This is a genomic window from Dryocola baronae, from assembly GCF_051297175.1.
In the GTDB taxonomy this organism is placed as follows: Bacteria; Pseudomonadota; Gammaproteobacteria; order Enterobacterales; family Enterobacteriaceae; genus Dryocola.
The window spans coordinates 4041037-4062056 of sequence record NZ_JBINNY010000001.1; the positions used below are offsets into that span (position 1 = coordinate 4041037).

Genomic DNA, 21020 nt, shown 5'->3' on the forward strand with positions numbered 1-21020 from the left:
CTTCGCCGCCCGCATGTTTCTTGCAGGTAGAAATTTCATTTTTGCTCTCGTGTATTTAATTAGCGTTGGGTTGGGTAAACGGCGATGTATACGTAGCCGCAACTACCAAGTGTGTCAGCTTCGCAAGTGAGCCCATTGTTATATAGCGTGACGCAGTGCTGATACTGGGGATTGAGCTTACCGCTGGTCAGCATTAGTTCAAGTTGTTTGAGTATCAAGGGAAAAGCTTGGTCCAGGCGCAACGCATCCTTGCCGCTGAAAGCACCGTTAAACCCGGCCCGGTCAGCAAGAAAATGCAGGCGATTGCCTTCCTGCACCAGACGAGCGCCAAAACAGGGAGTGATCGTACTCTGTAATCCCCACTGCTGGCAGGCGGTATTCTCCGGCCTGGTACCGGATTCGGAGCGATTATTCATTTTTGTTCCTGATTAAAGGGAAGGATTATTGAGAGTGACGCTTCGAAGAATGACATAGGGACCATTGCGGTCCTGACGGCGTTCAGCAAATACGGCCAGAACGCCGCGTATGTTCTGCACCTCGCGACCAGCATAATGGCAGACACTGCCTGACCATTTATATTTGCCCGTACTGAAGCGAAACAGTCGGGAGCCAGGATGCTGTCGGTACAGGGTCATGGCCTGGCGTTGACTGATGATTTTCATACCCAGCCTCGCTCGGCAAACGACACAATGTCTTCTGAGCCGATGACCAGATGATCAAGCGTTTTCACATCAACGAGCGCCAATACTTCTTTTAGCCTACCCGTAATATTACGATCGCATTGGCTGGGCTCCGGGTCGCCTGAAGGATGGTTATGCGCCAGCACGACTGCTGCAGCATTGAAGCGAAGCGCTGACTTCACCACCTCACGGGGATGGACCTGGACATGGTTAACCGAACCGGCAAATAGCGTTTCGCTCTCCAGTAAACGGTGCTGGTTATCGAGATAGAGCACCATAAACACTTCCCGTTCTTGTCCTGCCAGCTGTAACCGAAGCCAGTCACGGGCTGCCGTACTTGAAGTAAAGGATATACCGGGCTGGCGCAGATATTTATCCAGCAGATTGATAGCCCGGCGAATGGTCCGTTGGGCATAGGGTGTCAATCCTGATGTCGCGGGGAGCAGACAACCATGCTGGGCCATAACCGTCAGAGGAAAGAGTTCAGGCTGTGATAACATCGGGGATAATGCGGTATTCATGTCAGGCATTCCTCAGTCGATTAGATGCATAATGGCGCTGCATTCCGGATGATTCAGCGCGTAGTCGCGTAAGCGATAATAATGCTCTGTCATCGCGTCACACTCGGTGCGACAGGCGTGGCGGCTGTATGTCATCAGGCAGGAGACTATCCCTGCCGCTTCGCCAGTAAGTTCCGCGCCGTTGCCGTTCATGCTGTTGAGCAATGTCCACTCCTCATCGCTCTCTGTCTCAGGAGCTATAAAAGCGCCGCCGTTGCTGAGCGTTGAAAAGAGCCAGATACCACCGTGATAATCGGTACACAGTCGGTCCATCTAGGCAAAGATTCTGGGCTCAAGGGTTATCCAATGCGGGATGGACCCAAAGTGCTGTGGCCAGAAGCCGATTCGCTGCTCGTCTTCAACGACGGTCGCGGTAATGGTTAGTTCAGGTGTGTTGTTGATCATGGTCTCTCCGGAAATAAAAAAGCCAGCGATCAGGCTGGCAGGTCAGGGGAAAATGAATGAGTGGTATTGCGGTTAAAAAGACGGGTGGCTGAGAGAGTCCCGCAGGAGGCCGTATCCCGGATGTATGCATTGAGCCCGATCCCAGACTCCGACTCGAAATTCCAGGCCCGCCACAGCATTCGGCCATCCGCATCACGCAGAATCAGCCGGAAATGGCTTCCCTGGTCATCCTCGATGAAGATATTCCGGTATGCCGCTGAAACGCATTCAGCCTGCTGGCGGGTGAACGGTCCTACCGGAAGCTGGCTAAAGCCCCTCTCCTTCCGAATGGTCATGATACGAGTTCCAGCATATTTTCAGCCATCACCCACAGGGCGCGGTTGAGCTTCACATCGCCATCGATGCCTTTCACCGCGCGGGTATGTGCTCGCTTGCCTTTAGTCGTTCTCCCAGACAGACGGCCTTTAATGAGGTTTTCCTGTATACGCTGGTAGGTGGTCCACAAGTCATTACTCTCATCCTGCCAGCGGCGTGGGGAAAGTATCTGCGATCCCGTCACAGGCTGATGCTCTTCGCCAAAGCGATAGGTTAATGCTGCTTTAGCCATTGCCTGCTGAACTGGTGGCGGTAACATTAGCGACTGCATGGCATCGCGTTTCTCTTCCACCCGGTCAAATATCCCCAGTACTTCGTAGGCCCCTTCAATTACTTTCTCAACCACGTTACCTTTATGGGGAACACGTACCTCCCCAAAGCTTTCGCCACAGACAAGGCCATTCTGACAAACAAAGCGAAACAGGCCCGGCAGCATCTGGTATGAACTTGAGCCGTCGTGGCTGTTCAGCAGAATAATTTCCGGTACTTGCATGCCTGTAATTTGCCTCTCACGGCGAAGGCGCAGCATATGTTTGGTATGTTCACGTTTGCTTTGATCGCGCACGCGGGTTTGACAGGCAAAGAATGGCTGAAAGCCCTCACGCTGCAGATTTTCCAGCAGGGTTATAGTGGGGATGTATGTATAGCGATCTGAACGTGATACATGTTTATCTTCCCCGAACACGCTGGGGACGATCTGCATCATCTCCTCACGAGTTAACGGACGGTCGCGGCGTATCTGGTTGATTTGCCCAAAACGGCTGGCTAATTTCATTAAAAAATTCCTTATAAAAAACAAAAGGCCATGCCCTTACGGGTCATGACCTTTTCGTTTTCTGGTGTAGTTATATCAAAGGGTTAATGATAGTGCTGATACCGAAATCACTTGCGGAGTGAATGAGTGAAACAACATATACAATGACATCATTCAGGTTTAAATGTGAACGTACCTTTGTTTGTCTCCACAACCAGCTCAAGCAATTGACACTTAGAAAAATTTTCATCCGTTGTCACGTTAAACTTTAGCGTATCACCAAATTTCAGTGGAACATTAAAGCGGTCACCATTCCCGTTCGGGCGGAGAGTGCAATTACCGCGATTCATAATGGCATTTTTTACAATGATATTATTACCGACACTGGTCAAAGTAATACGCCAGTTCGGGAACTGGTTAACAAGATAGAAATGCTCTGTAGAAACTTTAATGACAGGCTGGTCACTCACGTCCTCATCTGGCGTATTATTGGTCGTATCCCCGGTATGCGACACTTGTTTCTCCATACCGGCAATACCGTTCGTTAATAACCCGTTCGCTACTTTAATGGTGCCTGGCATACAGGAGATACTTTTGGTTTCATTACCCAATAAATTTATCTCTGTATAGCCTGCTGATTTCACACCTTTATGTTCGGCATAAGTAATGGCAACAGCCCCTTCAATCTCTTCTCCGGTACCACGCAGGTTGAAAAATTTCTCGTGAAAAACAGGTCGGGAACCAACGGTCTGAACCGCTTCTCCCGATGGAACATCTAACTTAATGACCGCCCCTTCACTTTCTGCATCTCCTGGGTTCGTAAAGCCGATATAGACAGTCTGAGCACTATGTGAAAGCGTCATGATACTTTTATCAGCCAGCGTACATTTCAGATCAAAATCAGCAGCAGCACAGGCAGTGGTAAACAGAGTAGACAGGGTAAAAATTACTTTAGGTAGGGTTTTCACAGGGAAATTCCTTGTTTGATTAAAAGCCATCTTGTTCAACAACATCGTCATTCTGAAGGTCATAACCGATTACATTGACGACAGCGGCAGGTTCGAGAGGAATATCAGCTTTGCGATGGCCGACTTCAGACTCTTCCCGTTATACGGTGAGGCTGGCAAAGAATTGCCCCTCATTACTGATTTCCTCTGAAACCTGGTAGCGGACATGTATGTCTCCTTACAAAGGTGCGTCAGAATGCGTGTCTGGTGACCAGATACATCCGTCATGTTTGATTATTTACAGATAAATCAGCAGGTTGTATTTACCTCGTGAAATCTTATATCCCTTCGGATTGAAGGTATAATGAGATAATCAGATCGTATCGATCGACAAAATCGATCATTGATAAACAAACTTGTTCGTAAGAAGAGGGACTGGCGAAGAAAAAGGTCACGGGAAGTCATTAGAAGAACCAGTGCCAGAGTGTTGAAGCGGCGCTGGCGAGGCTTTCACGGATAGCGTGGAGTCGGTCCTTCAGTGCCTCTGGTAATGGCACCGCGTCAATAATGCGGCTTAGTAACACCCCCACCAGTTCACCAAAGTCCTGTCGAACCACCTGCTCAGCGTCAGATGTACGATGAATTTCTTTTATCTGACAGAACACACCGCTGCTGGCTGATGCTGGCAGGGCACTGACAAGGGTTTCGACCAGAAGAGGCAGGTTATAACCGGTGCTGGCGGAAACGGCATGTACCGGATGAAGGGTATGGAAGTGATGTGATACTGCGCTGCACCTGGCCGTAAGGGTGAGCCGTTGCTCTGCAGAGGGTGTGCCCGTTTCACGACACCACTCCAGCGAGGGTTCGGCCTTGTCGGCCTGATTGATGACAAACACAATGCAGTCTGGTGAGACTCCGCATTCCAACAGGAACTGATAAAAATCCTCATCAGTAGAGCAAGCCCGATCGTCGGCTTTCATCACCCAGAGAATGAGGTTAAGGTCTGGTATAAGCGACTGATAGAGCTTGCGATATTCTTTGTCATACGCAAGACTTTCCCCTGCTCCGGGTAAATCTATCAGCGTCATCCTTCGTTCGCCAGCATCACATCTGAAATACAGGGCTTCACGGGTACAGCCAGCAACATTACTTACGGGGCTCAGGGGCTGCTGAAAAAGTGCATTAACCAGACTGGACTTGCCCGACCCGGTTTTGCCCATGATGCCAATGACGGGTTCATAGGCGATAGTCTCTCGTATTTTATTAAGTACTTCATATCTTAAGAATTCAGGGCAAAGTGAAAGGTGAAGGCCTAACAGTTCTAACCCGCTCTGTTTCTCACTACTCATTAAATATCTCCCGGTAAATAGAAATCATCTGATTCATATCTAACGGGTGATATAGACTTAAAAAATATTAAATTCTAAAAATAAACTACAGTTACTTCAAAGTCTTATAGCGGCGTCCAGAGTTTGTTCTGAATCCGTTATTTGTTTTTTCGCCATAAATTACTGAAAATCGTTCACTAACTGAACGATGGTCTACGCCAAGAATAATACATTTCGCAACTTCGACATCATCTATACCAACCCCTTTGATTTTATCATCAGCAATTCTGTGTTGGAAATTTGAACTGGCATCAGAGACAGGTATGAAAAAAGCGCCATCTTTATATTTCTCATCAAATATAGGGGCAAGCATTTTGACCCTACCGGTTCTGTTTTGTATCATTAAATCGTAATAACTGTAGTATTTTATTTTAAAGAAATCATAACAACCATCATATTTTAACCATTCCTTTTCAGACACTCTTATTAAGGCAACCTTAACGTTATAGCTTACTCTTAAAGAACCAGCTTCAGTTTTTTGATAAACACCTTTAATTAAAGTCCTTAACAATACAAAGCAGGCGTTTTTTAGATATTCTGGGTTATCCTTCAACTGTTTCCTGATAATATCTCTAAAACTGGAAATGATACTTTCCGTTGCCTGCGACATCACATATTTGTGGATGTCTGATTTTGCAGTTAGGACGTCACATTCAAATACCCCACTGCAACCAAACGGGACTTCTGTGTAACAAGGTTTATGCAGGACAAGTGTTGGCTCGCTCGATTTCCCGGATACTGATGCTGCCTCTTTTTCAACCAGACTTCCCAGGTATCTGGATTTTGACATACCTTTCTCCTCGGCTGACCGCTCAACAAATTCCTGTAACCCCTGCGCTGGAAGGTACGCAGTCTCCTTAAATTTTCCCGGCATATGCCCTCTTCTACATGAGTGTGTTCCTTTTGATGAAAAGGTACCTTACTTTTTGTGTAATTCATATAAATCAATACATTAATAATTCTTATTTTCCGTGAACGTTATCACCATCAAGGTATCGCCTTAGGGGGTAGTGAAAAAAAACTGGCATCCCTATTATGCGTAAGACCGATCACGTCCGCTCCCGGATTAGCCTGATGACACGATGAGAGTCCGACCTGAACAGGTACTCACTTCAGGAATAGATGGGGCAACGCACAGTGAAACCACAAGGTTCCTGGTCTTAACTAACTTGCGGGTAAAAAAAGTGGCAGGAAAAGCATAATGGTTCTTTTTCTTCTTCTATTGGTTTTTTACTCTCACAACCGATTTCTTTGCCGGACTAATAATATATAACAGATATATAACCATACATATAACAAGACACATATGACCAAACAGACCATTACACTAGGCAGCAGATACTAATGCAAGACTGTTTACGCCCCCTCATCTCTGACCATTATTAAAACAAAATCTTACTGCCTTTCCCATGTAATGAATTTTTAAGAACAGAGGTGAAAGCAATGGAAGACTATTCAGAACGCTATGGGGATATGAGTGAGGAGTATCTTAAGCGGACTCAGGAGAGTATCAGTAAAGCTCAGCAGGAGTACCCCCGCTTACTGGCTATCAGAGTGGATTTTCGTTTACCCATACAAAAAGAGAAACAGGAGAAAGCAAAAGTCGATTCTTCGGTTATCACGCGTTGTATGAAATCTCTGAAGGAGCGTATTAAGGCGGATTTGAAACGTAAAAAGAAAGCAGGTAAGCGGACCTACCCCTGTCGGCTTCGTTATGTATGGGTGAGAGAGTTTAATCTTGAAGGGAAAAAACATTACCACGCCCTGCTTCTCCTGAATAAAGACGCTTACTTTCATCCAGGAGATTTCAACAAAGACAGTGGGACTTTAGCGTCAATGATAGCCGGAGCCTGGGTGAGCTCTCTGGGGCTTTCATATCCTGAGGACAGAGGTCTGGTTCACTTTCCAACAAATGGTTACTACCACCTGAACAGCAAAGGTGAAAAGGAATTTAATACCCCGATGAACACGAAAATGGATGAGCTGATGTTTCGTAGTGCCTATCTGGCAAAACTGAGATCGAAATGTAATGAAGACGGCGAACGCAACTTTGGCTGCAGCCAGAACTAAAAATTATTAATTACTGAGAAACGGATGATTATGGCGGAGTGATAGGCGATATCAAAAATGATTGAACCTCGAGCTCCTGTCTTTCAACTCATAAAGACAAGAGAAAACGTCATGACCATGCAAAGCAACAACATTGACCTAATGAACGACAAACTGGTGGATATGGTATTCATTACCGAATTTACAGGACTGAGCGATAAGTGGTTCTACAAGCTGATAAGCGAAGGTAAGTTTCCGAAACCGATTAAGCCAGGACGTAGCTCCCGCTGGAAGGAAAGTGAACTGAAGGAATGGCTAAAGGAGCGTATTGAACAATCGCGTGACTGATTGACTCAAATGTTGACGAAAATCCTGTAGCCAAGGATACAAACCTCCAATGGCTTCTCCGGCTCTCATACAAAACTATTGATGAATTCCATTCATAATCTCTATCCCTCCCCCATAATTATCAATGTTCACAAACCCGTTAACATACCCCTATCTCTTCATGTCCAACGGATCTCCATGCTTAATCAACAGGCACGTACACAGTCAGCTACAGCCAAAAAAACCGGTCTATCATTTCTACTCATTCTCAGCGCCCTGATGGCTGTTACCTCTTTATCAACCGACATCTATCTTCCCGCTATGCCCATCATGGCGAAAGATTTACAGGGTGATGCAGAGCTGACAATCACTGGATTCCTTATCGGCTTTTGCATCGCACAATTGATTTGGGGACCGATCAGCGATCGTTATGGGCGTCGACTGCCGCTGTTTATCGGTTTAGGCCTGTTCATCATCGGCTCGGTGGGCTGCGCGTTATCAACGGATATCGGGCAAATTGTTTTCTGGCGTGTTTTTCAGGCGTTAGGTGCCTGTACCGGCCCGATGCTGGCCAGAGCAATGATCCGCGATCTCTTTAGCCGCACTCGTGCAGCACAAATGCTTTCGACCCTGATGATCATCATGGCCATCGCGCCGATTGCCGGGCCCCTGATCGGCGGGCAAATGATTAAAGTCACCTCGTGGCACGCCATTTTCTGGCTACTGGCGATTATCGGAACATTAATGCTGATGTCTTTATTCTGGTTACCGGAGACATTACCCGCTGAGAAACGCTCGCAAGCCTCCGTAACCAAAGCCTTTCAAAACTACTTTGCCTTACTAGCAAACACCAGATACATGCGGTTTACTCTGTGCCTGACCTTCTATTACGTCGCAGCATACGCCTTTATCACGGGCTCACCGTTTGTGTACATCACCTACTTCGGTATTGATCCGCAGCACTACGGTTGGCTGTTTGCCGTAAATATTGTGGGATTAATGGCTGTGAGTATGGTCAACAGACGCCTGGTTCACCGTTATCCTCTGGAAATGCTACTCAAGAATGCCGTATTCATTGCCACTCTTTCCGCAATAGTGCTAGCGGTCACAACCGGCCTGGGCATAGGTGGAATAACCGTAATTGTGGGGACCGTATTCGTCTTCTTCTCCATGAACGGCATCATCGCAGCAACGTCCACAGCTTGCGCACTTGACGCAGTGCCTAATGTTGCAGGTTCAGCGTCGGCATTAATGGGAGCGTTGCAATACGGCAGTGGCATCATCTCTTCGTTGCTTCTGGCACTCTTTAGCGACGGCACGCCATGGACAATGGGCTGGATCATTGCGGTCTTTACGGCTGCCAGCGCCTTGATGGCACTGACTATTCAGGTAAAAAAATAACCATCACTTGCCCGACTGTTTATGAATTCCATTCATAGCGGCTATTTAATGTGCGTAATTATCTTTTTTCCCGACTCCGTTAATCTGAATGATAAATACGGGATAAGTCGATACCCCTGCGGGGTATCGACAGATGCGGATTAAATATTTTTATTAAAGAAGACATCTAACTTTTGCATCGCCTGGTCAACGTATTTTGGCACCCAATACGTCTCGATATGGGTAGCGCCATCGATGAGGAAGAGTTCTTTGTCCTTCGTACCGGTGGCTTTCGCGAACGCATCTTCAGTCATATAGAGCGTATCCGCTTTTGTACCGGCAATCATCAGCAGCGGTTTATTGATGAGATTGATATGGTCCGTTACGTCAAAGCTCATCAAATCCAGAAGACTGCTGGTGGTGTATTTAAACGTGGAATTCGGGTGCGCGTGAGTTTTCCAGTAGTACTCGTAACCCTGGCGATACAAGGCAAAAGGTAATTTAGCAATCTGTTCATCAGTCAGGTTGGCATCGCCGGAGTAAAGCACTTCGCCTCCGGCTGCTTCCTGAGCACGTGCGTCAGAAGCCTGCTGAAGACGCTGCTGGATAGTATCCAGCTGTGAATCCTGCATACCGTTACGGCGCACAAGGCCTGAATTAAACATGCTGATGGTTGCAATCGATTTGAACCGTTTGTCAGTTTCAGCCGCAACAAGTGAATAACCGCCGCCTCCGCAAATGCCCAGCAGACCAAGGCGCGCGGTATCGACACCAGGATACTGACTGATGTAGTCAGCCATGCCGTGGATATCCTCTATGCGATTAGCGGGTTTATCCACGCTGCGAGGCATCCCACCGCTAGCGCCCTGATAAGCCGCGTCGGCGGTAATCGTGATGTAGCCCTGCTCGGCGAGACGCTGGGCATACAACCCGGCAACCTGTTCTTTTACGCCACCATTAGGATGCGCGACCACCACCGCAGGGTATTTTTTGGCGGGATCGTAGTTAGCAGGGGTATAGACATTCGCAGCAATCTGGATGCCATGCAGATCGTATTTCACCGGATGAATGTTGACCTTGCCTTTGACGTTCTCAGTGATGGCACCGTCATAGGCCAGTGTGAAAGGGTTTTGTTTGTAATCAGCCGCATTGACTGAGGTCACCCCGGCCATTGCCGTGAGTAGCATTGCACTGATAAGCGTGAATTTCATGGTCTCTCCCGATGAGTGTCGGCCTGGTTATTCAGGCTCGCGGAATCAAATTTGCAGGCTCAGATTAGGCGGAGAGGGCTGTCAGCTTCGTGACCGGGAAATAACATTTTTGTCAGGAAAGGGACTGAGATGGGAAAGCATTTCTGACAGCGCTGTCAGGTAGCCGTCAGCTTTATGTTGGCAATCCGAAGGCAGAATGGTCCCGCTTAAATGAGAGTCATGTTTAATTTTCTGAGTAACGGAGCGATCGATGAAAAGCCAGAATGCCCCAACAATGCCAGAGCGGCGCAAGCTATTAGTCGCCGGGGCCGGTATTGCCGCCGCCTCGCTGATTCCGCACGTATCGGCAGCGAGCCAAACCTCTCAGGTCGATTTATCCAGACACCCCAGCCAACGCAACGCTGCTCCGGGCAAGCGTAAACTCGGGAAGCTGGAAGTTTCTGCCGTCGGTCTGGGCGTGCAGAACATGAGTCGCAAATATGACACGTCCGTTCCCTGGCGTCCCGAGATGATCAATGTTATCCACCGGGCATTTGATGAAGGGGTAACGTTCTTCGACGCTGCTGAAGCCTACGGCCCGTTTGAAGTCGAAAAAATTCTCGGGGAAGGCGTCGCCCCGTTCAGGGACAAAATCGTTATCGCCACCAAGTTTGGCTGGAACATTGACCAACAGACGGGTAAGCGTCTGCCGGGCCTTAACAGCAGGCCTGAGCATATCAGGCAGGTCGTCGACAATATGCTCAAACGCCTGCGTACCGATCGCATCGATTTACTGTATCAACACCGGGTTGATCCGCAGATCCCGATCGAAGATGTCGCCGGTGTGGTTAAGGATTTAATGGATCAAGGGAAAATCCTGCACTGGGGTCTGTCTGAAATGGGCATCAACACATTGAGACGCGCCCATGCCGCATTGCCCGTTACCACCGTGCAAAGTGAATACTCCATGCTCTGGCGCGGCCCTGAAAAACAGGCGCTTCCGGTGTGTGAAGAGCTGGGCATTGGGTTCGTGCCATGGAGTCCACTCGGCGTGCAGTTTTTAACGGGCTGGATTGATGAGAATACCCGGTTCGCTGCCGGAGATATACGTGCTATAGAAACGCGTTTCTCGCCTGAAAACTTGCCACACAACTTACAGCTGGTTGAACTACTGAAATCCTGGGCAATACGAAAAAATGCCGCACCGGGACAGATTGCGCTGGCATGGCTGCTGGCCCGCAAACCCTGGATTGTTCCCATCCCTGGCACCACCAATAAAGACCATATGCTGCAAAACACAGCGGCTACCGGCGTGTCGCTGACTCTCGCCGAGATAACCGAACTCACCCGCTCACTGGACGCCATCACTATCCAGGGTCAACGTCTGCCGGATGCTGTGCAGGTTTATTCCGATGTTGAAGCACCGATGAAAAGTTAAGAGGAAGTCCCGTTATGCGCCTGTTGTTAGTCGAAGATGAAGAAAAAACGTCAACCTATCTCAACCGTGCGTTGAGTGAGTCCGGATTTACGGTAGATGTCTCTGCAGATGGCGCTGAAGGTCTTCATTACGCTCTGGAGTTCGACTACGACGCGATAATACTGGATGTGATGCTGCCGGGGATGGATGGTTACCGGGTACTTGAGGGTGTGCGGGCAGCCAAACAGACGCCGGTACTAATGCTCTCTGCACGAGGTTCGGTTGATGAGCGCGTTAAAGGGCTGCGTCTTGGCGCGGATGATTATCTCCCCAAGCCCTTCTCTCTTATCGAACTGGTGGCGCGTATTCAGGCACTGGTACGTCGCCGCGCTACGGATGGCGTAGACATCACCCAACTGCAAATTCACGACCTGCATCTCGACCTGCTGGCTCGCCGCGTATTTCGTGCCGGAACGCGACTGGAGCTGACCGCGAAAGAGTTTTCCCTGTTGAGCCTTCTGGCCCGGCATCAGGGGGAGATTCTGTCAAAGATGATGATTGCCGAGCAGGTATGGGACATGAATTTTGACAGCGATGCCAACGTGGTTGAAGTAGCCATTAAACGACTTCGCGCCAAAGTTGATGCCCCGTTCGACGTCAAGCTATTACATACCGTTCGTGGTATGGGTTATGTCCTCGAAGTCCGGTCCGAATAATGAAGGGGATAAGCATGCCTAAGCGCTCCATCTCCGTTCACCTGGCGCTGATGTTTGCCCTGTCCGCGCTACTGATTGTTTCCGTTATCGGTATCCTGCTGAGAAGCTCTTTGCATGACTCTTTGCAAAAGCAAATGCACAACGAGCTGCTGTTCCGGGAATCATTAATGAGCCCGTGGATCACCGCACGAACCTCGGCTGACGGCTGGTCATTGCTTGCCAATAAATTCACCGTGTTAACCAATTCTGAAGGTGAACGCGTTCGCTACTGGATAGTGAGCGATAACCCACGCTTTAGCATGGGGGGAACACCACCGGTAGGTGTTCAGTGGTCTTCTTTGCGGGAAGGCTTTAATAAAGTGCCCGGTGCATCAGAAGGTGCATGCTCGCTGTTTCTGTTAGTGAAAACGATCCCCGCCAACGGTGAGCGGCCTGAGCTGCGCTATGTGGTTGCCATCGACTCCACGCCGTATATGGGCACACTCGATGCGTTCACGCGGACATTGCTGATCATTACCGCACTGGGCGTCGTGATTGTCGCCTTACTGGGATACGTCGTGTCAAGGATCGGTCTTCGTCCCGTTGGGGCGCTCAGTAAACAGGCTCGGCAACTCGCTCCTGGGGACCATGGTCAGCGCCTGAATACCGAAGCATTACCTGACGAATTACAGCAGTTAGCATCATCTTTTAATGGCGTGCTGGAACGGCAGGAGGTCGCCTGGCGGCAGCTCGAAAGCTTTAATGCCGATGTTGCGCATGAACTCCGGACTCCGCTGACTAACCTGATCGGCCAGACGCAGCTGGGGCTTTCGCGCCGACGTTCACATGATGAACTGGAAGAGTTACTGGGTTCCAATCTGGAAGAACTTGAGCGCATGACGTCGATCGTTAACGACATGCTGTTCCTGTCTCATGCTCACGCAGGTGAGCATGCTTCCCAGCTTACGCAGGTGTCCTTGCGCGAAGAAACCCTTAAAACAGCGGAGTATGTGGAACCCTCTTTTGCTGAAAAACAGCTCTCTCTGGATGTTCAGGGCGACGTCACGGCGCATATCGACCGACGACTGTTCCACCGCTCACTGGCAAATTTACTGGAAAATAGCGCAAGACACTCACCCTCCAACAGCACGATTACGGTGCGCTTAAGCGAAAAAAACAATCAAGCCTGTGTTGAAGTTTCAAACCCAGGCGATCCGATAGCACCAGAGCATTTACACCGGCTTTTCGAGCGGTTCTATCGCGTCGACACCTCCCGAGCCAGGAGTGATACCCATCATGGACTGGGCCTGTCGATCGTACGCGCGGTTGCCATTATGCACCGGGGAGATGTCTTTGCGCGGAGTGAAGGTGGCATCAATACTTTTGGCCTCACCTTTGCGGTACAAGCGGATAAAGCGGCAGGCAATGCTCAATCCGGCGCTGAGCCGGGACCAGGGTTAACTGACAGAATTGTCAGGGGGGCGTCAGCCTGACGTCATTACCCCCTCGATAAAATCATCGCAGGCAATCCCCTCTTCATTGATAAGGACGCTTTGCATGATCGGACATTTACGTTACCTCGGGCTGGTACTGCCCTTCTTCACATTTTCATCCTGGGCAGCGGAGCAAAATCCCGCTGTCCATATCGCCCCCGCAGGAAGTCAGAACGCGGTGTTCGGGCCAGCCGAGAACTTTACCGGTCGCGTCAGGGTTGATCCTCTCTTCAAACCGGATAACGACATCCCTGTTTCCGGGGCTTATGTCTCGTTTGAACCCGGCGCTCGTTCCGCCTGGCATACGCATCCGGCAGGTCAGCGGCTGATTGTGACCTCTGGTGTTGGGCTCACCCAACAAGAAGGCCAGCCGGTGCAGGTTATCCGCGCCGGTGACGTTGTCTCTTGCCCGGCGGGCGTCAAACACTGGCACGGGGCGGCCCCCGGCAGCGCGATGACGCATCTGGCGATAACCAGGATTGTGGATGGCAAAAGCGTTAACTGGAAGGAGTTAGTGACAGATGAACAATACCACGCCCATTAAGGCATTAGCGGCAGCGGTACTGCTGACCTTTGGTTTTGGTCTCGCCGCACATGCTGCCCCCGTCAATAAAGGAGCCTCAGAAATGAACCACGAACAAACGGTTTCAGATACGCTGTCAGCCAGCCAACAGGCTATCCCGTTGATTGCGGCATCGATGGCCAGCAGTCAGATGGATAAGCTGAATGCCGCCCTGAATCAGGGACTGGATGCCGGGCTCACGATAAACGAAACCAAAGAGATCCTCGTCCAGCTTTATGCCTATACGGGCTTCCCCCGTAGCCTGAATGCGCTTAATGAACTGATGAAGGTCGTCGAAGCACGTCAACAACGTGGTATCAAAGACGTTGAGGGTAAAGAACCGGTTGCCCCGATCCCTGTCGGGGATGAGCTTCGCCGCGTCGGTACCGCAAATCAGACGAAAATCTCAGGCGCGCCCGTCCAGGGCCCGCTGTTTGATTTTGCCCCGGTGATTAACCAGTTCCTGCAAACGCATCTTTTCGGCGACATTTTCGCCCGCGATAACCTCGACTGGCAAAGCCGCGAGCTGGCAACGGTTGGCGCATTAGCGGCCACACCAGGCGTTGAAGCCCAGTTGCTATCGCATACACGAGCAAGCATGCGGGTCGGCCTGACGGCAGCGCAGCTGCGCCAGCTGGCACAGGTTCTGCGTGAACATGGCGAAAGTGATGCAGCAACGCGAGCTGAAAAGGCGCTGCAGCAGGCGCTCGCAAACTAACAGGAGCAGGTTATGGAGCATGATCCCAACCGCAGAATGTTAATCACCGCACTTGCCGGGCTCACGCTGGCGAACGTTTCCCTGGCATCAGCTGCCACCGGTACCGCAAACGTGCAGGGTAAAAGCCGTGTTCTGGTGGCGTACTTTTCCCGTAGCGGAAATACACGGGTGATTGCGGGCGTCATTCACCGCAGCCTGAATACCGATCTGTTTGAAATCGAACCGGCTACGCCTTATCCGGAAAACTATTTTCAGACCGTTGAACAGGCGAAAAATGAGCGTGAGCGGGGAGTAAAACCCGCATTGAAAAATAGCGTCGCAGATATCTCACGCTACGAGACCCTGTATTTAGGCTTTCCGATCTGGGGGACCAGCGTGCCGCCTTTAGTGCAAGCATTTCTCAGCAGCCACAACCTTGCGGGCAAATTACTCATCCCCTTCATTACTCACGGTGGCTACGGTAAAGGAGACAGCGACGACATCCTTACCCGTCTCGCCCCAACTGCGCGTCGGGAAAAACCGCTGGTTATTGAATGCGACCAGGAGCGAAGAACTACTGAAACGGTCACCAGCTGGTTAGAGACAATACGCAGTTAATCGTCCGCATTCATGAGTCTGCCAAATAAGGGCAATCAGGGGGGCTAAATAATTAACGCTGACAACTCAGATATGATCTAACGGCAAACATAACAGAGGATGTAATCTTGAAGACAATCTTAAAAACGCTGGCCATCTGCATGATGGCGGGTGGCCTGGTGGCTCAGTCGGTATACGCCGAGCCGCTGGTCATTCAGGAACAGGGAAGCTTTTCTGCTGGTGGCACCATCATCAACGCACCAGGAAAATTTGACGCGAAAAAGCCGCTGGATTCAGCTGGCCAGACTTATCATGGCGATCATGCCTCTGTGTTCTACCAAATCCCGGAGAATCCGCATAAATACCCTATCGTCATGCTGCACGGCGCAGGTCAATTCTCTCGTACCTGGGAAAGCACGCCGGATGGCCGTGAAGGGTTCCAGAACATATTCCTGCGTCGTGGATTCTCAACCTATCTGGTCGATCAGCCACGCCGGGGCAGCGCCGGGCGCACGACTGTAGAAGGTACTGTTACACCTAAACCGGATGAACAGATGTGGTTCAACCAGTTCCGCGTTGGCGTGTGGCCAGAGTATTTTAAGGGCGTTCAGTTTTCTCACGACAAAGAAGCGTTGAACCAGTATTTCCGTCAGATGACCCCAAATACCGGGCCGTTTGATATCAATGTTATCTCTGATGCGATGTCCGCCGTCGTGGATAAATCCGGCCCCGCTATCCTCTTCACCCACTCTCAGGGTGGCGGACCAGGCTGGTATACGGCGATGAAAAACAACAAGGTCAAAGCCATTGTCGCCTTCGAGCCAGGAAGCAGCTTTGTCTTCCCGGAAAAAGAACTCCCAGACCCTATGCCAAGCGCGTTCGACACGCTGAAGGGTGAGCCTGTGCCGATGGAGCAGTTTATGGCTCTGACCAAAATCCCTATTCTGATTATTTACGGCGATAACATACCGGATAAACCTGTCGCCATGCCCGCGCAGGACAGCTGGCGCGTACGTCTGGCGATGGCTCGCGAGTGGCGTGAAGTGGTGAACAAGCATGGCGGGGATGTGACAGTGACGCATCTGCCTGAGGTGGGGATCAAAGGGAATACCCACTTCCCGTTCTCTGATTTAAATAATGTGCAGATTGCTGATTTAGTGAGTAAATTTTTGAAGGATAAAAATCTACAATAGATGCCGTGGCCTGAGTGGATACCAGCAATATGGAAAGAACCAGGCAAGCAGGTTTCATCATTCACTCCTGTAAGGAAAAAGCACAGGGTGAGCCGGGAAAAGTGGAAAAGTGGAAAAGTGGAAAAGCAGCAAACAAACAGAAATGAGGATTTGAAAGTTAGGTTAAAAAATGTAACGTAATGATTGTTATAAATCTAGCCTATCGGAGAGTAACCACAATGACGCTCTTAAGCACCGATCCACTCACCCAGCTCGCTTTCTCCGTTCACGAAAATAAAGGGGTTTTTGCTGTTCTTTTAGGTTCTGGGTTATCCCGAACGGCACAAATACCCACGGGCTGGGAAATTACTCTCGATCTCATCAAACGCATTGCCGCCGCGCAGGACGTTGAAGAACAAACGGACTGGGCGCAATGGTACCGTGACAAAACAGGTAACGAACCCGACTACTCAAAACTATTAGAAGACCTGACGATTTCGCCTGCTGAACGCCGCTCTATTTTGCACAACTACATTGAGCCGAATGAAGAAGAAAAAGAAGAGGGTAAAAAATTACCCACGCCAGCACATCAGGCCATTGCCAGGCTTGTTCGCTCAGGCCATATTCGGGTCATCCTCACAACCAACTTTGACCGATTAATGGAAAATGCGCTGCGGGAACAGGGGGTTGAACCAACCGTGATTTCCTCCGTGGATTCTCTTTCAGGCGCAGAACCCTTGACACATTCTCAATGTTATTTGTTCAAGCTGCATGGCGACTACAAAGATGCAAGGATTCTCAACACCGATAATGAACTGGCAAGCTATCCCGTTGAATACAACCAGTTGCTTGACCGAATCATTGATGAACACGGCCTAATCATTTGCGGCTGGTCTGGTGAGTGGGATCATGCTTTGCGTGCAGCAATACTGCGGGCGCCCAACAAAAGATATCCCATGTTCTGGGCAGCAAAAAATCCGCCGGGCACAAACACCCAGGATCTTATCTCCCATCGGCAGGCAAAAATTATGGAAATCACCGGTGCCGATGATTTCTTCAACACACTTCAGCAACGAGTAACCATTCTTGAACAAAGCCGAAAACAAAACCCATTAAGCGTCGAACTGTTAACCAACAGTACAAAAAAATATCTGGCTAAAGCAGAATTTCGCATTCAACTTGATGAGCTCTTTTCAGGTGAGTTTGAGCGTTTATTAGAAGCAATGAATTCAGACACACTCTCCCCTAACGGCCGATGGAGTCCTGAAGAGTTCAGTCAACGGGTATCAACTTATGAATCGATAACAGAGCCATTAGGTCGTATGGCCGGAATACTGGGTCGTTGGGGAGAGGATAAACATAAAGAATTAATATTTGATATCATTAATAACATCATCAGCCATTCCAAAAACCACAACGGTGGGCTGAGTGCATGGATAAATCTGCGCACTTACCCGGCAGTGATGATTATGACAGCGTATGCGCTTGGCTTAATCCGTTCTCGCCGATGGGGCACATTACACGAGCTGTTTTTGAAAAAAATAGTGATCCCCCATCACGAACCGTGCAGCATCATTATGCTTTTATTTTTATGGTCGTGGGAAGGCGGTGGTGATATCTGGAAGCAATTGGATGGGCTAGACAGAAGAAAAACAGCGTTAAGCGATCATCTTTTGACGATTATGGATGAATGGAAATCCAGCTTCATCGGAACAACCGCCAACTTCGAACTCTCTTACGACCGATATGAAACGTTAGCATCACTGGCATACTTTGAGGAACAACTGTCAACATATCCGGATAAAACCCAAATTGACATACAATACTTCCGTATGCCTGTTGGCCGGGTTGGCTGGAATAGTTCTTCCTACCGCATACTCACCCAGGAATTGAAAGATACAAACATCCTTGATGATTTGTTAACGCATGGTTTTGCCGACAATAGCGAAGAAGACCTGGCTCTGTTTTTACGATGTTTCGAAAGCATCGCAGGACGCATGAGCTGGTAAAGTGAGCAGAGGAAGAGATGCGGATTGCATCTCTTCTTGAGACTGTAATTAAAATTTTGTAATTGCCTGATTTTGATATGTTCAATCCAGTAACGGAGACAGGAAATTATGGACGAAAAGAAACTCAAAGCCCTTGCGGCTGAACTGGCTAAAGGCCTTAAAACCGAAGCCGACCTCAATGCTTTTTCCCGCATGTTGACGAAGCTTACCGTCGAAACGGCGCTTAATACGGAGCTGACTGACCACCTCGGGCATGAGAAAAATGCGCCCAAAACAGGCTCAAACACTCGCAATGGCTACTCGTCAAAAACGGTGTTATGCGACATTACTAACAACAACGGGGAGCAGTAACCGCTTCCCAACCCGTTATTTCAGCGTGCCGTACTGTTTGTTCTTCAGTGCATATAGTCGGTCGAACTCAGCATAGGGCTCTCCCGTTTCAGCGGCGTGCCTGGTTTTAGCATCCAGAAGGTCGGGCAAAGGGATTCCATGACTCAGTGAGTGGTAAAGATCATAACCACTGACACAGATAACGCGCTTCCCTTTACCAAAAGCCGTCAGGCCTTCAGGCGTAAACCCCATCCAACTGATAAAAACGCCGCGTGTCCAGGTTGCCTTGGTACTGAGCTTTCCTTCAAATACATGGAGATCGGCAGCCGACGTTCTTTTCTGATGCCACTTTGCCTCCATCAGGTAAAATTCATCATTCAGTCGGAAACTTCCGTCAATCTGTTCGCCTGTATTTCGGAAAGACGAACGGGGAGCAAGCTTAAAGATACTGAACAGTTCAGCAAGCCAGGCTTCAAACCGAAAACCACGTGGATGTGGCGGCAGAGATTTCATCTCGTTCATTTCAGCGATAAGTGAAGGCCAGTCAACACCATGCCATGCCTGGACAGGCTTTACGCCTTTGGCTTCATCGGTGTCAGCGTTTTCTAAGCGGGAAATCAGTGCGTAATAGTCATTACGGCTTTGTTCAGCCTGTTCAGGCATGGATTCTGTTTTATACTGCCAGAGAGCGCCAAGAACCCGCAGAGCGGTCTCACGATCAGCCTGTTTCAGCAAGCATCTAACTCGTTTGGCTTTTGACGTCCCCTCTTCCTGATAACGTTCATCATCAATATCAATGTTCAGTTCTTCATCAAAAAAAGCAGACAAGGTGCGGTTAGAGAAATCCAGTATCCAACCAGGATCGCTCTCAAACACGAGATTAAACAGCCTCAAATCCTGCATTTTCAGTTTCACGCCTACCTCCTTTTTTTCACAGTATAACGGGATGAAAGTGGAGGAGGAAATGAGTCAGCCCCTGTACACCAGCATTAGTGTGTTCCGCTATTGGCACATAGCCGACCTTCTCCCCCTCTAAATTAATGAACAGTTCTAATAAACCCTAGTTAATTCCCCTATCTAATCGAATAAATCACTTTGCGTTATGCTTTTCCAACACAACAGCTTAAGGATAACGTCATGCAAACTGTAAAACTGAACAATGGTATTGAAATGCCCCTGCTGGGCTTTGGTGTCTTCCAGATGACGGATGCCGCCGAATGCGAAAGAGCCGTTATTGATGCGATCGATACGGGATACCGCCTGATCGATACCGCAGCGTCTTACCAGAATGAAACCCAGGTCGGAAGCGCACTGAAACAGACCGGTATCGCCCGCAACGAACTCTTTGTAACAACAAAGCTGTGGCTGCAGGATACTCATTACGAAGGCGCTAAAGCCCAGTTCGAACGCTCCCTGAATCGGCTGCAACTTGATTATGTTGACCTGTACTTGATTCACCAGCCTTACGGTGATGTCCATGGAGCCTGGCGAGCCATGGAAGAACTGCATCAGGCAGGCAAAATTCGCGCCATTGGTGTCAGCAATTTCCACCCTGACCGATTGGCTGACCTTATCGCCTTCAACAAAGTGGCCCCGGCGGTAAACCAGATTGAAGTTAACACTTTCAACCAGCAGCTACATGCTGTTCCATGGAATCAAAGCCGTGGCATTCAGCCGGAAGCCTGGGCACCGTTCGCTGAGGGTAAAAATGGCCTGTTCCAGCATCCGGTGTTAACGGCAATTGGTCAGAAGTACGGCAAAAGCGTGGGTCAGGTTGTGCTGCGTTGGATCTTCCAGCGAGGCATCGTTTCGCTGGCGAAATCGGTGCGTAGAGAACGCATGGAAGAGAACATCAACATTCTCGATTTTGAACTCAGCTCTGAAGATATGCTGCAGATTGCTGCCCTCGACACTGCAACCAGCGCCTTCTTCTCTCACCGCGACCCGGCGATGGTGGAATGGCTGACTGGCCGCAAACTTGATGTTTAAGTCG

General features: G+C 49.4%; 22 protein-coding genes and 2 pseudogenes. 13 read left to right on the plus strand and 11 right to left on the minus strand.

The annotated features are described in order from the left end of the window. Positions 1 to 59 precede the first annotated feature (59 nt). The 9 genes and pseudogenes from ACSPHG_RS19105 to ACSPHG_RS19145 form a co-directional block, all read right to left on the minus strand. A complete protein-coding gene (locus ACSPHG_RS19105) occupies positions 60 to 416 on the minus strand; it encodes a type IV toxin-antitoxin system YeeU family antitoxin (RefSeq protein WP_435955051.1) in 357 nt (118 codons plus the stop codon). Positions 417 to 428: 12 nt separating this feature from the next. Beyond that, on the minus strand, positions 429 to 662 hold the full coding sequence (locus ACSPHG_RS19110; RefSeq protein ID WP_435955052.1) for a DUF987 domain-containing protein: 234 nt from the start codon (positions 660 to 662) through the stop codon (positions 429 to 431). Continuing rightward, on the minus strand, positions 659 to 1201 hold the full coding sequence (radC, locus tag ACSPHG_RS19115; protein ID WP_435955053.1) for a RadC family protein: 543 nt from the start codon (positions 1199 to 1201) through the stop codon (positions 659 to 661). The genes ACSPHG_RS19110 and radC overlap by 4 nt, the downstream gene beginning before the upstream one ends. A gap of 12 nt (positions 1202 to 1213) precedes the next feature. Continuing rightward, positions 1214 to 1645: pseudogene (locus ACSPHG_RS19120) on the minus strand (antirestriction protein). Between the two features lie 29 nt (positions 1646 to 1674). Next, complete coding sequence (locus tag ACSPHG_RS19125) at positions 1675 to 1980, minus strand: DUF905 family protein (RefSeq protein ID WP_435955054.1); 306 nt, start codon at positions 1978 to 1980, stop codon at positions 1675 to 1677. Next, on the minus strand, positions 1977 to 2795 hold the full coding sequence (locus ACSPHG_RS19130) for a DUF932 domain-containing protein (RefSeq protein WP_435955055.1): 819 nt from the start codon (positions 2793 to 2795) through the stop codon (positions 1977 to 1979). The genes ACSPHG_RS19125 and ACSPHG_RS19130 overlap by 4 nt, the downstream gene beginning before the upstream one ends. 149 nt (positions 2796 to 2944) lie before the next feature. Continuing rightward, positions 2945 to 3742 carry a hypothetical protein gene (locus ACSPHG_RS19135; protein WP_435955056.1) on the minus strand — a complete coding sequence of 266 codons (798 nt, stop codon included), beginning with the start codon at positions 3740 to 3742 and terminating at the stop codon, positions 2945 to 2947. Between the two features lie 443 nt (positions 3743 to 4185). Then, entirely contained in the window at positions 4186 to 5070 is an 885-nt protein-coding gene (locus tag ACSPHG_RS19140) for a GTPase family protein (RefSeq protein WP_435955057.1), read from the minus strand. 91 nt (positions 5071 to 5161) lie between these two features. Next, the gene (locus ACSPHG_RS19145) at positions 5162 to 5899 is read right to left on the minus strand and encodes a hypothetical protein (RefSeq protein WP_435955058.1); all 738 of its coding nucleotides are present in this window, start codon (positions 5897 to 5899) and stop codon (positions 5162 to 5164) included. 653 nt (positions 5900 to 6552) lie between these two features. Between ACSPHG_RS19145 and ACSPHG_RS19150 the strand changes: the two genes are divergently transcribed. From ACSPHG_RS19150 to ACSPHG_RS19160, 3 genes are all read left to right on the plus strand, one after another. Further along, the gene (locus ACSPHG_RS19150) at positions 6553 to 7179 is read left to right on the plus strand and encodes an inovirus Gp2 family protein (RefSeq protein ID WP_435955059.1); all 627 of its coding nucleotides are present in this window, start codon (positions 6553 to 6555) and stop codon (positions 7177 to 7179) included. 111 nt (positions 7180 to 7290) lie between these two features. Then, positions 7291 to 7506: a helix-turn-helix transcriptional regulator gene (locus tag ACSPHG_RS19155; protein WP_435955060.1), complete on the plus strand. Its 216-nt coding sequence runs from the start codon at positions 7291 to 7293 to the stop codon at positions 7504 to 7506. A 177-nt stretch (positions 7507 to 7683) separates the two neighbouring features. Then, positions 7684 to 8886, plus strand: a complete 1203-nt coding sequence (locus ACSPHG_RS19160) for a multidrug effflux MFS transporter (protein WP_435955061.1) — start codon at positions 7684 to 7686, stop codon at positions 8884 to 8886. A 140-nt stretch (positions 8887 to 9026) separates the two neighbouring features. Here the strand turns inward: ACSPHG_RS19160 and ACSPHG_RS19165 are convergent, their stop codons facing one another. Then, complete coding sequence (locus ACSPHG_RS19165) at positions 9027 to 10052, minus strand: alpha/beta hydrolase (RefSeq protein WP_435956065.1); 1026 nt, start codon at positions 10050 to 10052, stop codon at positions 9027 to 9029. A gap of 274 nt (positions 10053 to 10326) precedes the next feature. Between ACSPHG_RS19165 and ACSPHG_RS19170 the strand changes: the two genes are divergently transcribed. The 9 genes and pseudogenes from ACSPHG_RS19170 to ACSPHG_RS19210 all read left to right on the plus strand — a co-directional run. After that, positions 10327 to 11493 (plus strand): aldo/keto reductase, encoded by a 1167-nt coding sequence (locus ACSPHG_RS19170; protein ID WP_435955062.1) that lies wholly within the window; start codon positions 10327 to 10329, stop codon positions 11491 to 11493. Between the two features lie 14 nt (positions 11494 to 11507). Continuing rightward, positions 11508 to 12188, plus strand: coding sequence for a heavy metal response regulator transcription factor (locus ACSPHG_RS19175; protein WP_435955063.1), 681 nt, complete (start codon positions 11508 to 11510; stop codon positions 12186 to 12188). 14 nt (positions 12189 to 12202) lie between these two features. Further along, positions 12203 to 13660, plus strand: a complete 1458-nt coding sequence (locus ACSPHG_RS19180) for a heavy metal sensor histidine kinase (RefSeq protein WP_435955064.1) — start codon at positions 12203 to 12205, stop codon at positions 13658 to 13660. Positions 13661 to 13724: 64 nt separating this feature from the next. Further along, positions 13725 to 14204 (plus strand): (R)-mandelonitrile lyase, encoded by a 480-nt coding sequence (locus ACSPHG_RS19185; RefSeq protein WP_435955065.1) that lies wholly within the window; start codon positions 13725 to 13727, stop codon positions 14202 to 14204. Next, entirely contained in the window at positions 14182 to 14940 is a 759-nt protein-coding gene (locus tag ACSPHG_RS19190; protein ID WP_435955066.1) for a carboxymuconolactone decarboxylase family protein, read from the plus strand. The genes ACSPHG_RS19185 and ACSPHG_RS19190 overlap by 23 nt, the downstream gene beginning before the upstream one ends. 12 nt (positions 14941 to 14952) lie before the next feature. Then, the gene (locus tag ACSPHG_RS19195; protein WP_435955067.1) at positions 14953 to 15537 is read left to right on the plus strand and encodes a flavodoxin; all 585 of its coding nucleotides are present in this window, start codon (positions 14953 to 14955) and stop codon (positions 15535 to 15537) included. Between the two features lie 107 nt (positions 15538 to 15644). Beyond that, the gene (locus ACSPHG_RS19200; protein ID WP_435955069.1) at positions 15645 to 16709 is read left to right on the plus strand and encodes an alpha/beta hydrolase; all 1065 of its coding nucleotides are present in this window, start codon (positions 15645 to 15647) and stop codon (positions 16707 to 16709) included. 218 nt (positions 16710 to 16927) lie between these two features. Continuing rightward, on the plus strand, positions 16928 to 18697 hold the full coding sequence (locus ACSPHG_RS19205) for an SIR2 family protein (RefSeq protein ID WP_435955070.1): 1770 nt from the start codon (positions 16928 to 16930) through the stop codon (positions 18695 to 18697). Positions 18698 to 18805: 108 nt separating this feature from the next. Next, positions 18806 to 19015: pseudogene (locus tag ACSPHG_RS19210) on the plus strand (transposase); the annotation flags it as partial. A gap of 48 nt (positions 19016 to 19063) precedes the next feature. Here the strand turns inward: ACSPHG_RS19210 and ACSPHG_RS19215 are convergent. Then, the gene (locus ACSPHG_RS19215) at positions 19064 to 19942 is read right to left on the minus strand and encodes a restriction endonuclease (protein WP_045341144.1); all 879 of its coding nucleotides are present in this window, start codon (positions 19940 to 19942) and stop codon (positions 19064 to 19066) included. Between the two features lie 222 nt (positions 19943 to 20164). Between ACSPHG_RS19215 and ACSPHG_RS19220 the strand changes: the two genes are divergently transcribed. Further along, positions 20165 to 21016, plus strand: coding sequence for an aldo/keto reductase (locus ACSPHG_RS19220; protein WP_435955072.1), 852 nt, complete (start codon positions 20165 to 20167; stop codon positions 21014 to 21016). Positions 21017 to 21020 lie beyond the last annotated feature (4 nt).

Bases quoted from the DNA above. Each gene is read 5' to 3' on its own strand.
- ACSPHG_RS19205 (WP_435955070.1), top strand. From the start codon at position 16,928: ATGACGCTCTTAAGCACCGATCCACTCACCCAGCTCGCTTTCTCCGTT.
- ACSPHG_RS19175 (WP_435955063.1), top strand. From the start codon at position 11,508: ATGCGCCTGTTGTTAGTCGAAGATGAAGAAAAAACGTCAACCTATCTC.
- ACSPHG_RS19180 (WP_435955064.1), top strand. From the start codon at position 12,203: ATGCCTAAGCGCTCCATCTCCGTTCACCTGGCGCTGATGTTTGCCCTG.
- ACSPHG_RS19195 (WP_435955067.1), top strand. From the start codon at position 14,953: ATGGAGCATGATCCCAACCGCAGAATGTTAATCACCGCACTTGCCGGG.
- ACSPHG_RS19130 (WP_435955055.1), bottom strand. From the start codon at position 2,795: ATGAAATTAGCCAGCCGTTTTGGGCAAATCAACCAGATACGCCGCGAC.
- ACSPHG_RS19155 (WP_435955060.1), top strand. From the start codon at position 7,291: ATGACCATGCAAAGCAACAACATTGACCTAATGAACGACAAACTGGTG.
- ACSPHG_RS19145 (WP_435955058.1), bottom strand. From the start codon at position 5,899: ATGTCAAAATCCAGATACCTGGGAAGTCTGGTTGAAAAAGAGGCAGCA.
- ACSPHG_RS19110 (WP_435955052.1), bottom strand. From the start codon at position 662: ATGAAAATCATCAGTCAACGCCAGGCCATGACCCTGTACCGACAGCAT.
- ACSPHG_RS19165 (WP_435956065.1), bottom strand. From the start codon at position 10,052: ATGCTACTCACGGCAATGGCCGGGGTGACCTCAGTCAATGCGGCTGAT.
- ACSPHG_RS19140 (WP_435955057.1), bottom strand. From the start codon at position 5,070: ATGAGTAGTGAGAAACAGAGCGGGTTAGAACTGTTAGGCCTTCACCTT.
- ACSPHG_RS19220 (WP_435955072.1), top strand. From the start codon at position 20,165: ATGCAAACTGTAAAACTGAACAATGGTATTGAAATGCCCCTGCTGGGC.
- ACSPHG_RS19170 (WP_435955062.1), top strand. From the start codon at position 10,327: ATGAAAAGCCAGAATGCCCCAACAATGCCAGAGCGGCGCAAGCTATTA.
- ACSPHG_RS19105 (WP_435955051.1), bottom strand. From the start codon at position 416: ATGAATAATCGCTCCGAATCCGGTACCAGGCCGGAGAATACCGCCTGC.
- ACSPHG_RS19185 (WP_435955065.1), top strand. From the start codon at position 13,725: ATGATCGGACATTTACGTTACCTCGGGCTGGTACTGCCCTTCTTCACA.
- radC (WP_435955053.1), bottom strand. From the start codon at position 1,201: ATGAATACCGCATTATCCCCGATGTTATCACAGCCTGAACTCTTTCCT.
- ACSPHG_RS19150 (WP_435955059.1), top strand. From the start codon at position 6,553: ATGGAAGACTATTCAGAACGCTATGGGGATATGAGTGAGGAGTATCTT.
- ACSPHG_RS19190 (WP_435955066.1), top strand. From the start codon at position 14,182: ATGAACAATACCACGCCCATTAAGGCATTAGCGGCAGCGGTACTGCTG.
- ACSPHG_RS19160 (WP_435955061.1), top strand. From the start codon at position 7,684: ATGCTTAATCAACAGGCACGTACACAGTCAGCTACAGCCAAAAAAACC.
- ACSPHG_RS19125 (WP_435955054.1), bottom strand. From the start codon at position 1,980: ATGACCATTCGGAAGGAGAGGGGCTTTAGCCAGCTTCCGGTAGGACCG.